General features: G+C 60.9%; 13 protein-coding genes. 11 read left to right on the top strand and 2 right to left on the bottom strand.

The window, feature by feature from the left end; all coding sequences use genetic code 11:
• Nucleotides 1-664 precede the first annotated feature (664 nt).
• The 5 genes from repA (at nt 665) to ACS5Q1_RS41860 (ending at nt 6,097) form a co-directional block, all read left to right on the top strand.
• On the top strand, nt 665-1,876 hold the full coding sequence (gene repA, locus ACS5Q1_RS41880) for a plasmid partitioning protein RepA (RefSeq protein ID WP_473103775.1): 1,212 nt from the start codon (nt 665-667) through the stop codon (nt 1,874-1,876).
• Complete coding sequence (gene repB, locus ACS5Q1_RS41875; protein ID WP_473103774.1) at nt 1,876-2,907, top strand: plasmid partitioning protein RepB; 1,032 nt, start codon at nt 1,876-1,878, stop codon at nt 2,905-2,907. Before repA ends, repB begins: the two co-directional genes overlap by 1 nt.
• 174 nt (nt 2,908-3,081) lie before the next feature.
• Nucleotides 3,082-4,230, top strand: coding sequence for a plasmid replication protein RepC (repC, locus tag ACS5Q1_RS41870; RefSeq protein WP_473103773.1), 1,149 nt, complete (start codon nt 3,082-3,084; stop codon nt 4,228-4,230).
• Between the two features lie 705 nt (nt 4,231-4,935).
• Nucleotides 4,936-5,394, top strand: coding sequence for a hypothetical protein (locus ACS5Q1_RS41865; RefSeq protein ID WP_473103772.1), 459 nt, complete (start codon nt 4,936-4,938; stop codon nt 5,392-5,394).
• A complete protein-coding gene (locus ACS5Q1_RS41860; RefSeq protein WP_473103771.1) occupies nt 5,336-6,097 on the top strand; it encodes a DUF1612 domain-containing protein in 762 nt (253 codons plus the stop codon). Before ACS5Q1_RS41865 ends, ACS5Q1_RS41860 begins: the two co-directional genes overlap by 59 nt.
• A 280-nt stretch (nt 6,098-6,377) precedes the next feature.
• On the opposite strand, the gene ACS5Q1_RS41855 is transcribed toward ACS5Q1_RS41860, so the two are convergent.
• Entirely contained in the window at nt 6,378-6,659 is a 282-nt protein-coding gene (locus tag ACS5Q1_RS41855; RefSeq protein ID WP_473103770.1) for a hypothetical protein, read from the bottom strand.
• A 227-nt stretch (nt 6,660-6,886) separates the two neighbouring features.
• Between ACS5Q1_RS41855 and ACS5Q1_RS41850 the strand changes: the two genes are divergently transcribed.
• The 5 genes from ACS5Q1_RS41850 (at nt 6,887) to ACS5Q1_RS41830 (ending at nt 11,158) form a co-directional block, all read left to right on the top strand.
• Nucleotides 6,887-7,807, top strand: coding sequence for an amidoligase family protein (locus ACS5Q1_RS41850; RefSeq protein WP_473103769.1), 921 nt, complete (start codon nt 6,887-6,889; stop codon nt 7,805-7,807).
• Between the two features lie 404 nt (nt 7,808-8,211).
• Entirely contained in the window at nt 8,212-9,198 is a 987-nt protein-coding gene (locus ACS5Q1_RS41845; RefSeq protein WP_473103768.1) for an ABC transporter substrate-binding protein, read from the top strand.
• Between the two features lie 244 nt (nt 9,199-9,442).
• The gene (locus tag ACS5Q1_RS41840) at nt 9,443-9,763 is read left to right on the top strand and encodes a hypothetical protein (protein ID WP_473103767.1); all 321 of its coding nucleotides are present in this window, start codon (nt 9,443-9,445) and stop codon (nt 9,761-9,763) included.
• Nucleotides 9,764-9,848: 85 nt separating this feature from the next.
• A complete protein-coding gene (locus ACS5Q1_RS41835) occupies nt 9,849-10,355 on the top strand; it encodes a hypothetical protein (protein ID WP_473103766.1) in 507 nt (168 codons plus the stop codon).
• A gap of 356 nt (nt 10,356-10,711) precedes the next feature.
• On the top strand, nt 10,712-11,158 hold the full coding sequence (locus tag ACS5Q1_RS41830) for a CBS domain-containing protein (protein ID WP_473103765.1): 447 nt from the start codon (nt 10,712-10,714) through the stop codon (nt 11,156-11,158).
• Between the two features lie 513 nt (nt 11,159-11,671).
• Here the strand turns inward: ACS5Q1_RS41830 and ACS5Q1_RS41825 are convergent.
• Nucleotides 11,672-11,896 (bottom strand): hypothetical protein, encoded by a 225-nt coding sequence (locus tag ACS5Q1_RS41825; RefSeq protein WP_473103764.1) that lies wholly within the window; start codon nt 11,894-11,896, stop codon nt 11,672-11,674.
• A 73-nt stretch (nt 11,897-11,969) separates the two neighbouring features.
• On the opposite strand from ACS5Q1_RS41825, the gene ACS5Q1_RS41820 reads away from it, so the two are divergent.
• The gene (locus tag ACS5Q1_RS41820; protein ID WP_473103763.1) at nt 11,970-12,242 is read left to right on the top strand and encodes a hypothetical protein; all 273 of its coding nucleotides are present in this window, start codon (nt 11,970-11,972) and stop codon (nt 12,240-12,242) included.
• The last annotated feature ends 372 nt before the right edge of the window (nt 12,243-12,614 follow it).

The following is a 12,614-nucleotide window of genomic DNA, read 5'->3' as shown; positions in this document are numbered from 1 at the left end:
CGAGGCCCGAACGTTCGACGCGCTCTGGCGAGCGCTCGGCGACATCTGCAATCTCTTCGAACCTCAAGAGTGCTGGAACTACCTCAAGGCTGCCGGATATGCGTCCGTGTAATCGTCCGATGCTATAGAGGAAGCCGTGCTCCAGGCGGCTGGTCACCTGCAAATTCGAGAAGGCTGAGGCGGCAGGGGGAAAAGTTCGTCAACACCCTTGTGCCCGGCGAAGAGCATCACCGATCGGAGGCGACCATTTTCATTATGCGCATTCGCAAGATCGCTGCCTATCACGGCATGTGGACCATCTAAACTTACGCTGACACTCAGCTTCGTACTCAATGAGAAACATAGAACCGATGAAGAAGCGCTGGGGCTCGACATTAGTAATCGAGCGCGCAACGCGGCCTGTCTTGTAGTGACGGTGCGGGAGCGGCCGATTGATGGTTGAAGTAAGTTGCCGCCGTACGCTGATCGTTCTCGCTACGCCTTCATGCGGGAAAGTTGCCTGCGGGCAACTTTCCGCCCTCAAAGTGGCTGTGATAATGCGCGCTAGGTCTTGCGCTGGTAAGGATTCGTTTACCTTTAATTCCTTGCTCACGGGGCAGAATCAGGTAAAGGTCACGAAACTTAACGTTATTGTTAGCCGGAAGCGTATCAACGGATTGCCATCGTGACATCACTCGCGACGCTCAAAAAAACTAACCCGAATACGGCCATCCAGAAGCTCGTCGGCGCACACGCGCGCGAACTCTCTGAGAAGCTGCAAGCTCATCGGCTAAAGCTGTTTCCCCCGACCGCCAAGAAAACGGTGAGGAGGTTCACGTCGAGCGAGGTCGCGGACCTGCTTGGCGTCGACCCCGGCTATCTTCGGCGCATCAATCTTGAAGGCAAGGGACCGCAACCGGAGGTGACTGGCGGCGGCCGCCGTTTATACACAGTCGAAGATCTCGCGGCGCTGCGTGCACTTTTAGATGAGGGCGCAAAGGGCGGTCGCCGCTACCTTCCTCATCGTCGCCCTGGTGAGCACCTCCAAGTCATCTGCGTGGTTAATTTCAAAGGTGGTTCGGGCAAGACCACGACCACCGCTCATCTGGCGCAGCATCTCGCGCTTCACGGTTATCGGACCCTCGCAATTGATCTTGATCCTCAGGCGTCGTTGTCCGCCCTTCATGGTTATCAGCCCGAATTCGATGTCGGCGAGAACCAAACCTTATATGGCGCGATCCGCTATGACGCTCAGAAACGGCCTATCTCAGAGATCATCCAGCAAACCTACTTTCCGAATCTCGATCTTATTCCAGGCAACATCGAGCTCATGGAGTATGAGCACGATACGCCTAAGGCGCTCGCTGACAGCCCTGGGCAGGGGCTGTTCTTCACACGACTCGACAGCGCCTTGTCGGAGGTGCAAGACCGGTACGACGTGATCGTGATCGACTGTCCGCCCCAGTTGGGGTTTCTGACTATGACGGCGATGTGCGCAGCAACGGCTGTCCTCGTAACGGTGCATCCGCAGATGCTGGATGTCATGTCTATGTGCCAGTTTCTCATCATGACATCGGAACTGCTCGAGGTGGTGGCGAACGCCGGCGGTAACACGGGCTACGACTGGATGCGCTATCTAGTGACGCGGTACGAACCAGGCGATGGGCCGCAGAACCAGATGGTTTCGTTCATGCGGTCGATGTTCGAGGAACACGTTCTCAATTATCCAATGTTGAAGAGCACCGCGATCTCAGATGCAGGCCTCACGAAGCAAACGCTTTATGAAGTTGGCAGAGAGAACTTCAGCCGGTCAACTTATGATCGCGCCATGGAAGCGCTCAACAACGTTAACGGCGAAATTGAAAGCCTGATCAAACAGGCATGGGGGAGGGCATAATGGCTCGCAAAGGTGTCCTGGCAGACCTGATCGAGAAAAAGTTGCCCGCGGGCAACTCGGACACTGATGGAGAATCCGGAGCCGACAAGCAGACACCGACTGCACCGCCTTTTCAGGGCGCCATAGGGACACGCGGAGCAATCGGGGCGATCTCCCGCTCCATCGCCGGATTGACCAACGCGGCGTCCGATGCCGAGAGGCTGCGCGCGCAACTGACGTCTGGCCATGCAGTCATTGAGCTCGATCCGCTGCTGCTCGATCCGTCGCCAATCGCCGACCGCTTGAACGGGCATGACGTCGGAGAACTGCTTGAGTCTATAAAGGCGTCCGGCCAACAGGTCCCGATCCTGGTCCGACCGCATCCGGAAACGCAAGGGCGCTATCAGATCGCCTACGGCCATCGCCGCGCTCGGGCCCTCGCGGAAATTGGGTACCCGGTCAAGGCCGTCGTCCGCCAGCTGACGGATGAGGAGCTCGTAGTCGCCCAAGGTCAAGAGAACAATGCCCGCCGCGACCTCAGCTACATCGAGAGAGCACTCTACGCCTCACGACTCGAGAAAGCTGGCTATAATCGCGAGACCCTGATGGCGGCACTCGCCGTCGACAAGACGCAGCTCTCGAAACTAATCTCCTCGGTCGCGAAGATCCCAATGGATATCATTGAGGCCATCGGACCTGCGCCTGAGATGGGTCGTAACCGTTGGGTCGCGCTGGCTCAGAAATTCGATGCCGACGATCAGGCCGTCTTCATCGCGCGCAGTGCAATCAGTTCGGCCGATTTCGGAGATGTCGAAACAGACCGGCGCTTCGAGATCATCGAGAAGACCCTCCAGGAGCCGAGGCCAGAGCGCCCGAAGGCCGAGTCCGTTGTTTCAGCTTCAGGTCGGAAGGTCGGTCGGGTTTCCTGTTCCGGGCGTGACCTGAAGATCTCGATTGACAAGAAATTCGACGCCGCGTTCGTGGAATTCCTTGTTTCCAAGCTTCCAATCCTCGCGGACGAATTCTCGAAGGCGAGGAAGAAGGACACGTAGTTATGTAGTGGTGGCAAAGCAAAAAGGCCCACGAAGCGTCAACTTCGAGGGCCTTTCGAACCTCACCAGGGCGGCAAGGCAGTAGTCACGCACTCCTTATGCCATCCCCGAGAATCATGGTCAAGGCACCGATTCGGTGAGCGCTCTCGCTTTGCCCTCGAAAAGGAGGGTAGGGTGCACATTGCATCGACAGGAGGTCGGCGGCTGGTCCATGCCGCTTTGGCCGCGAAGAAGCTTGTCCTAGAGGCGGGCTGTACAGTCACACGTAAAGAACTCTCGGCTGCAGCGCGGAACGCGGAGAAGGCGCTTGGATTGCGTCCTGCACAGCGCTTGGTTCTATCTGACCTCGTCGCCTGCTGGGGTGAACAGGACTGGGAGAAACTGCTGGTTTGGCCCTCCAACGATCGCTTGGTGAGCCGCACGGGGCTCAACGCCCGCTCGATCCGGCGCATCATCGTTCAGCTCACGGACCTCAAGCTGATCGTGGCGAAGGACTCGCCTAACGGCAAACGGTTCGCAATCCGGAATTTCGCGGGCGACATCATCGACGCCTACGGCTTCGATCTCACGCCGATTTACGTCAAGCGAGGGGAGTGGACCGCGATGCTGGCGGAGCAAAAGGTCATGCGTGAAATCCGCAGGCGGGCTTACGGCGAGGTCACAGTGGCCCGCAGAGCCACAGAAGAGGCTCTTAATGCCTTGGCGCAGCATTTTCCAGGCCTCGACCGCTCAGACATTGAAGGCCGGTACAGGGAGCTCTTGAGCCGCACGCCGACACGTTCGATGGCAGAGCTTCCAGGAGGCCTCCTGCTGGACTGGCAGAATCTGAGAAACCTTGCTGAAGAAGCTTTTTATCAGTCCGGCAATGGCGGACTCGGAGTCCAACATAATGAAACAGATAAAGGATCTCCTAGTGAGACTTGTACAAAGGGCTTTACGAAGACTAGGGCGGTTCTGCCTAAAGAGTGGCCAGGGGAGGAGCACCTGTCATCGGAATTGATCCTGGAGGCCTGCCCCACCGTCTCGGACTATGGCCGTCCCATCCGCACCATCGATGAACTCGTCGGGGCAGGGCGCTACCTGCGGGCCTCCCTGGGTGCCCATGAAAGCGCCTGGACCGAGGCCGTTGCCGAAATCGGGCCGGTGAGTGCCGCGGCCGCTGTCATTTACGTCCTGCAGCTCTACGACGATGATGTCTCAAGTGGCTTACAGAAAATCCGCAATCCCGGCGGCTACTTTCGCGCGCTGGTCCGCATGGTCAAATCCGGCAAGATCAACCTTGAGGTCGAACTGCTCGCAATGCGGCGCAGACGCCTGGCATGATGGGTGTTTCATAAGTTGGAACAGGATGTACATGACCAGCGTGACGACCGCCGAGGCCTCGGCATTTATGGAAGACCAAATGCAGTCGGATCCCGGGTTCCCACTGCCTGCATGCTGGAGGCCGAAGTGGTCCTGCGGTTGGCCGACTTCATCCTGACGCCGTCTGGTGCGGGGGCGACAGCCAGCGCGTCAAAAGGGCATGCATCCGAGTCGTCCTCGTGCCTCAACATTGCGCCGGATCAGGGCTGATCCTTTAGCGAGGACCTGCTTTTAAGGCTTCAATTCGAGCTTTGGTTACCTTTAGCTCTGCCATTACGGGTAAGTTGGCAGTGCTTGACCAGTATCGGTCCCACTAGCGTGGTTTATTGAACAAATCTTGCGTCCCCTTGTGCATTGATTGATACGTCTTAAACTGATCGTTTGAAAACGCTTCTCAAGCCACTTTATTAACCCATTGGGGAAGGAAGGACTTCCCACAAGCCTGTCGAAATGGCTTAAAACAAGGGCTTCTGGATCCATTCAGCGCCTTCGGTGCTCGTTAAGGCAGCTCCAGAACGGTTCGCTAGCCACACCGCTCTCGATCTTTGCGGATGCCGGGCTGCAGAGTGCACAAAAGTCCATCTTCCATCGTAGCAATCGCTTGCTTTGCTTCTTCCTGCTCAGCTATAGCACCTTAGATCAAGAACTTAGCTTGAGGACGCAAGCGTGGCTTTCGGAAGCAGGGGAGGGGTGTTCGACGACGAGGAGCGGCTGATCCCCCGCACTTACGATCTGCCAGAGCTGCCGTGGGAGAGCATCGCCGGACGGCTGGAGGCGATCACGATCAGCATCCTCCGGTTCGACGCTCGGCTGGAGGCCTCCGGGCTTGCCGCTGGTTGGCAGTCGCGCTGCGACATGACCGAGGCGGTGCGCGCTCTCATTCTCGACGGCCACTTGGTCGATGTCGGTGACCTGGTGCTGCACGATGCCGGCATGGATGTGCGCCATCCCACCCACGAGCTCACCCGCGCCGCCGCGGCTCTCAAAGCGCGCCGCACCGCCCTGGCCCGCAAGCCGCCGTGGCCCTTGTCGATTGACGGCCTGGCCGCCCTGCGTGGTCTCGGCGGTGTGGCCGACGACACGAGCGTCCGCTCGAAAGGGGAAGAAGCCGAACCCGGACGATGAGGAGGCGTATCCAGCCTTTGCCAACGATGCCGATCCGTGGCAGGCGCATTTTGCCGAGATCGATGCCCTGCTGGAGCGCACCAACCAGGTGCTCGCCGGCGAGACCCCGCTGCGCAAGCGCCGCTCGCACCTGGTCTATGATCCGGATCAGGATGAGGCCGAGGCCGAGGACCTGTGGCTCGAGGTGGTCAGGCGCACCAGCCCCTGGCCGGCGGTCGCCGCCGCAGCCGTCGCCTGGAATGCGTGGCTCGATCTCAACCTCTACACCCGCCTGCCCTGGCTTGGCCTGATCATGGCCGCATCGATCCTGCGTGCCCGCGGCCTGACCAGCCATCTGCTGCCCTTGGCGGCTGGGTTCAAGCAATCCAGGTTCCGGCCGCAGGGCAGGGAAGGCGCGCGCGAGAAACTGGAGGGCTTCTGCCAGATGCTCGAGGAGGCGCTGAGCCTCGCCCACAAGGACCTTGATCGGCTGATCCTCGCCCGCGAGCTAATGAGCCGGGTCACCAGGGAGTGCCGCAGCAACTCGAAGCTGCCGGGGTTGGTCGAGCTGTTCCTGTCGCGGCCGCTGGTGACGGGGCCGCTTGGGGCCAAGCTCTTGCAGGTCACGCCCAAGGCGGTCGATCTGATGCTGGCCCAGCTTGGAGGGGCGCTGCCGCGTGAACTCGCCGGCCGCACCCGCTACCGCGCCTGGGGCATCGTCTGAGGCACAAGCCCTGTCAGCCTGGCTTACCTGTGGTGATCTACTGCGTGCCCGGCGGCTGGATGAACGGCACATCGGTCGGGATGGCCGGTTCTGGCCTATCGGACATGGGGTCATACCGTTCGCTGATCGCCCTTTGACAAGCTAATCATCGATGCTGCGTTCCGCGAAACACCTGAGGCGGTTGCAGCAGGCTCAGATGCCCGCGGGACTAGGGTGAATGAGCGAGGGCACGTCGCCTCCCGTAGCGGGCAAGCACAGCGTGGTGCCGATTGGTGTAAGTCTAAGCCGCCAATTTCCTCTGCGAAGCTGTGACCTGGAACAGATAGTAGCCGTTGAACCGCACGCCGACAGAAGCAGCCCGATCCTCAAACCCTGCTGGTGCCATGTCTGCCGCATTGAGAGGGCGCTCGAACGTCCAGTCTTCCGGGACAAGGAAGCTGGGAACAGGGTGGTGTTCGGGCACGGCACACAGGAGGTCAGGCCGCTGCTTATTGCGGAACAGGTTGTAGGTGCAATCGCGTGCGGATGGTCTGGCAGAAACCAGCAGCGGAATGGACATCATGGGTATCCCCTGGAGGCTGCGCTCTTGTAAGGTGTTGTTTCAGAGCGGCTGTCGCAAGCTTTACAAGACCCAGACGAGATTTTGTATCATCCTCACGAGGTATACGAGGATGAGAGACGATGCATCCGAATGAGGCTTCATCCCGCCTGCATCAGCAGCTCGCAGGGTGTGCAGAGTTCCAGGATCGTTCATTGAGGTCGGGCGCCATCGTCCCCATGTCAAGAGGAATGAACGACATTGCCATAGCGGCCGAAGTGCCCATCCAGATGGCTACTGACGGCCGGTTGCGGCGCGTCGGTGTCGAAATCGAGTTCCTCGGCCCGAGCGCTCATGGTGCGGCCTTGGCCCTAGCGCGTGATCTAGGCGGAGCCTGTGTGACGGTCGATCCGCATGCCTTTAAGGTCACCGGCACTCGTCTTGGCGACCTGTTGATCGAAACCGACTTGCGGCACGTCCATCCTGACCGACATCCGGAGCTCGGCTTGAGGCTCGACCGCCGTGTGGCGGCATGGCTCGGTACAGTGGTCAGCCCTTTCGTCCCGCGGGAGCTCATCACCACCCCCATACCCATCGCCCGGCTCTCGGAGATGGACGCGGTCGTGGCTAGCTTGCGGGCTGCGGGAGCGCATGGTCGCGGGGCTGTGCTGTGGGACTCGCTTGGTCTCCACTTCAACATCGATCCACCGCGCCTTGATGCGGCAACAGTGACGGCCTTTCTTGAGGCCTTTCTCCTCGTCAGCGACGAACTCCGGCCGGAGATCGCGCACGGGAGCGTTCGGCGTGCTCTCGTCCTTCCGCCCGACTACCCGCAAGCCTACAAGCGACGCGTGCTCGATCCGGACTACTGGCCCGACCTAGCGCAGCTGACGACAGATTATCTTGCGGCGAACCCGACCCGAAAGCGGGCGCTCGATCTGCTGCCGCTTCTCACCCACTTCGATGAGGAGCGGGTGCGTTCGGTTCTACCGCATGAGAAGATCGGCTCCCGGCCGGTGTTTCACTACCGGCTGCCGCAGGCCTACCTGAGCGATCCCACCTGGAGCATCATGCCGGACTGGGAGCGCTGGTTGAGCGTCGAGCGTCTCGCGATGAACCCCGACCAACTTACCAGGATGGGCAAGGCTGCCCTGAGCCAAAAAAGCCGGTGAGCGGTTCGGCAATGTTCGTGTGGCGAGGCCCAGCCCATCGATGATCGCTCGTCGAACATTTGCCTTTTAATCAGAGGGTCCTGGGTTCAAGGCCCAGCGCGCGCACCACCTCAAACCTTAACTGATCAGCGGAACTGCCTACTTCATCGCTGCGGTCTCGTGGACGATCTGCTGTCGCAGAACGCCAGGGTAACAGCAATCGAGACTGAAGCGTTGCGCCCCAGTGGCACGGGAGCGCCCATCGCGGTGCATAACTGCAACGATGCCTCCGGCACGATCGTGGTGTGCCGCAACACGCCGCGAACCTCGTCTTATCGTGGCGCTGCTAGGCGCAGGAACAGTTTCATGGTTGAATGAATGCTCCAGTGCACTCAATGGGTCGCCTGCCTCCTTGGGAGGTTTGCATGAACCGTCGCGACTTTATCCGCTGCTTGGGCACGCTCGCGCTCACGATGGGTTCGTCAGGACCAAGGGGACAAACACCATCCCGGATGTTTCGCGTCGGCACGCTCAGCCCTGGCACACCGATGACCGAGAGCGTCTACGGTCCAGCGCTGGTCCGCGGCCTCGCCCAGCATGGCTACGTGCTCGGGCGCAATCTGATCATCGAGACCCGAGCGGCCGAGGGGCATCTCGAGCGCCTACCCGGGTTAATTCACGATCTCATCACGAACAGGGTCGACGTGATCGTCGTACAGGGCTATCCGCCCGCCCTCGCGGCCAAGCAGATCGGCACCCTCCCGACGGTTGTTCTCGGCGGAACAGGCGATCCGGTTGCCACAGGCCTAATCGCGAGCCTCGCCCGGCCCGGAGGCACTATCACCGGCATCTCGGACGTCTCCGTCCAGCTCTCGCCGAAACGCTTGGAACTCCTGAAAGACCTGACGCCGACGCTGAAGCAGGTGGCGATGCTGTGGAACGCCAACGACTTGGGCATGACGCTCCGGGTCCGGGAGTCCGAACAAGCGGCAAAGGCGCTCAACCTCAGCGTACAGGCCCTCGGTGTGCGTGAGCCGAACGACTTCGCTGCAGCGTTTGCCGCCATGACCCGCCAAATGCCTGACGGCATCCTCATGGTGAGTGACTCTCTCACCCTTCTGAACCGGCGCCGGGTGTTCGAGTTCTCGGCCGCTCACCGCCTGCCGGCCATCTACGAGTTCGAGTCTCTTGTGCGTGATGGCGGGCTGATGTCGTACGGACCGGACCAAAGCGGAAGTGCCGAGCGCGGGGCGGCGTTGGTAGACCGCATTCTCAGGGGTGCAAGTCCGGCCGAGCTACCGTTTGAGAATCCGACACGCATCACCTTCGCGATCAATCTGAAGACAGCGAAGAGCCTTGGGATCACCGTGCCGCCAACGCTGCTGGTGCAGGCTGACGTGCTGATCGAATAAGGCATCCGTGGTTCAGCCAGAACTCGCAGGACAGGCTGGATCAGGGGGATTTCACGTTACTGTAAATCAGCATCGTCGCCAATCGTGACCCAACCGAATTTCCATTCTGTGTGGCTAGCCCAAGGGGTTGCGCCTCCCTCGCGAGGCGGACGATCTTTGGTGCCGATCCACACTCTTGACGAGCAGGTGCGCGGGCCAGACATTGGCTCGATGGCCCAGCCCGGCTCTCATCGATGGTACCGTTATGACGATCGACATTGACCATCTGACCGAGGCCGAGCTGATCGATCTCAACCACCGCATCGTCGAGCGCCTGCGCTTTCTCGACCAGATGCGCGCTCATGTGGAGATGCTGGAGTTCAAGATCGGGGACCGGGTCAGCTTCCAGCCTCCCGGTCACGGTCATCTTGAGGGCATGCTGACGCGCTACAACACGAAGACCGTGACGGTGATCACCGACACCGGGCAGAGGTGGAACGTCTCGCCCGCCGTCCTCAGCAGGGTCAAGCCAACCAAAGACACCAACACGGCTGGATCCAACGTGGTTCCCCTGAACAAGCGCTGATGCGGCTCGGGTGTGCGCGGATTGACAGCGGGGATGGCATGGGATCACCATCTGCCGTGGGGGCTCGCCAGGAGGTTTGGCGGCCATGGATCATTTCGACCCTATCCTGAACTGGAAGCTGAAGCAGGGCTCACACACCTTTCCCGGCCAGGACGGCGGCACCTGCATCAACGAGGCGGCCATTGTGGCAGCCGGCTTCCCGTACCAGCCCGTGCGCTCGGTCGAGGACATGCCGGGGTGCTTCTCACGGCCGATCTGCCGCTTGGCCATGCAGCTGAACGACGGGGCCTCCGATGAGGAGCGGCAGCACCTGCGGCCGTTTGTGACCCGCCTGGCCTGTGCCGACACGCCGATGGTGGAGCGCGAGCGGGAGGCCTACATCGCCGCGCGCATGCGTTGGCGGTTGCCGTTGCGGGAGGGCATGAAAGTTCTTGAGGGGGCGCTGGCGATTGGCCGCCAGGCAGACGTGGGAGCCCCCGAGGAGGTGAGGGCCTGGATGGAGGATGTTCAACAGCAGGCCGCGACGCCCACCTCGGTCGATGAGCATCCGCTGTTCGCCAAGATCCACGGATGGCTCGTCGGGATTGTTTAGGCCTCTGGTTCAGAGTGGTTGCTGTCTTCGGATGGTGGGATATGCGAACCGCCGTCCGACCCCGGCACTGATCTGTTGGGGGGCGGGGAACACCACGCTGATCCTGCTCGCCTGCCCCACCTCCGTCCGTCATGCGGCCCCGAGAGGATGATGCGGGGCCATCGTCGCCTGGAACCGGGAAGGTCGGATCACATTCAATCCCGAGCGTGGACCACCGCTCTTTCGCACCATTCGGCCCATCTGTGATATCTTGAAAGACAAAGGCCGTCGTGCCTGTGCGTGCCACGCAAGCTCTCGCCCGAGGAGGCGAGAGACGACAAACACGCAACTGACGGGGCGCCTAAAAGGAGGAACCCATGAAAGTCAGTGAAGTCATGACACAGGATGTGCGCTTGATTGAGCCAACCCAAACCCTTCGGGATGCAGCCCGGCTGATGGCCGAGCTGGATGCCGGCATCCTGCCGGTGCGCGACGGTGATCGTCTGGTCGGTATGATCACCGACCGGGATATTGCCATTCGGGCGGTGGCCCAGGGTCGGAGCCCTGACACAGCCGTCCGGGAAGTAATGACGGACGAGGTCCTGTACTGCTTCGAGGACGATGACACCAACGCGGTCGAGCGCAACATGGCCGACATCAAGGTCCGGCGCCTGCCGGTGCTCAACCACGACAAGCGGCTCGTCGGCATCGTCTCGCTCGGCGACCTGGCGGTGAAGGACAAGGCTGCCAAGGTCGGCGCCGCGATGGCCGGCATCTCGCAGCCGGGTGGCCAGCACAGCCAGTCCGGCGGGCTGCATTCCTGAGGCTCAGCGGGAATGTCCGCCAGACGATCGCCCTGAGATCAAGCTCCGCCCGGAGGGGCGAAAAGCCAGATGATCATTTGACGGGTAACGCGCACAGGTGAAAGCGCTGGTCCGATGACAGCCGGGCCAGGCGCCGTGCGATGGTCCGGCCATCCCGGAGCCGCCAGGCCACTGGCGGACTCCGTGACCGTCCAGCAGTTGTCCTCGGAGGGGATGGCAATCGCGGTCGCTGCAATTGAAGGCTGGATACCAATCGTGGGCGAGTACGGCCGAAGAACCGAGCAGGAGTGGAGCCAAGGCGAGCAGCCATCGCGAACGATGGACCATGGCGGGGTCTCCATGGGAGGACCCGATAATACTGAGAGGAGGCCGATGTTCGCCATGGTCCCCAATACTGTACCTCCCCACGGTGTTCATTTGCTGTAGCGGGTGCACCTGAGCACCCGCGGGCCCTGGAAGAGGATATGTCGGGAAGACCATAGATGAGGGTCTCGGACCATGCCCAGCTTGGACCTAATGACCGAGCCCGAGTTGATCGCGCTTCTTCATCAGCTTGCCGATGATTGCGCCAGGCTTGATCGGCGGATCGCGTATGTGCTCCAGCGGCAGCGGTTCGTCCAAGACCCGCGTGATACCGCCGCGGCGGCGGGGGAGGAGCGGACGTTGCTGGCCGAAATGAGCCGGCTCATGGATCGGATGCGGGCGATCGAAGGTCACCTGAGGCGAGTGAGGGGCCAACTGCGTCCCCTCCAGCCCCATGGATCGCTGGTCGGCTGATCCAACCGGCCACGGTCAACTGGGAGACCTGCTGATGACCTTCGAGATCGATCCGCTGATCGCCTTGGGCGTGGTCTTAGCCACCGCCACGACTGATGCGGCTTACGTGTTCTTCAACGCCGCCGTAGTGGCCCGGCACCGGGTCCGGGCGGCGAACTGGAATGCCATCTGGTACCTGCTCTCGGCCTTCGCGGTCATCAGCTACACGGAGCATGCAATCTACGTCGCCTTTGCAGCTCTCGGTTCCTGGATCGGCGCGTTCGTATCGATCACCTGGCTGGTGCGGATCCCGCGAGTAAAAGCCTGATAGAACGAGGCTGCGAGGTCGACCGCCATCCACAGGCGTGAGCTATGGCATCTCAACAATTGTTGGGCGCTGAAGATCTCAATTTGGCACCACTCAGAAGCCGACCAGCCTTCAGAGGGGCAGACAGGATCGGGCCTTCATCGCTCGCGATTGTCGGTGTCGCGCCGGCGATTGCGAATGCCGTGTTCCACGCGACCGGCAAGTGTCAATCAGCTTGCAAGTTTGACCCTCGATCAGCATCCAATTCTGGCTCTGACGCAGATTTGGTGCAGCAGTCGTCGTGACGTGTCATTCGGCTCCAACCAATCTGGCTTGCAGGAGGTCGAGATGGCCTCTGCCGTACATCTGACGCTTCACGAGCTTGAGTTTCGT

The sequence above is a fragment of the Microvirga sp. GN3 genome, from assembly GCF_055792825.1.
This window is presented reverse-complemented; position numbering and strand designations above follow the sequence as displayed.

Coding starts and splice junctions, on each gene's coding strand:
- repB (WP_473103774.1), top strand. CDS start 1,876: ATGGCTCGCAAAGGTGTCCTGGCAGACCTGATCGAGAAAAAGTTGCCC.
- ACS5Q1_RS41855 (WP_473103770.1), bottom strand. CDS start 6,659: ATGATGTCCATTCCGCTGCTGGTTTCTGCCAGACCATCCGCACGCGAT.
- ACS5Q1_RS41850 (WP_473103769.1), top strand. CDS start 6,887: ATGAACGACATTGCCATAGCGGCCGAAGTGCCCATCCAGATGGCTACT.
- ACS5Q1_RS41845 (WP_473103768.1), top strand. CDS start 8,212: ATGAACCGTCGCGACTTTATCCGCTGCTTGGGCACGCTCGCGCTCACG.
- ACS5Q1_RS41840 (WP_473103767.1), top strand. CDS start 9,443: ATGACGATCGACATTGACCATCTGACCGAGGCCGAGCTGATCGATCTC.
- ACS5Q1_RS41835 (WP_473103766.1), top strand. CDS start 9,849: ATGGATCATTTCGACCCTATCCTGAACTGGAAGCTGAAGCAGGGCTCA.
- ACS5Q1_RS41830 (WP_473103765.1), top strand. CDS start 10,712: ATGAAAGTCAGTGAAGTCATGACACAGGATGTGCGCTTGATTGAGCCA.
- ACS5Q1_RS41820 (WP_473103763.1), top strand. CDS start 11,970: ATGACCTTCGAGATCGATCCGCTGATCGCCTTGGGCGTGGTCTTAGCC.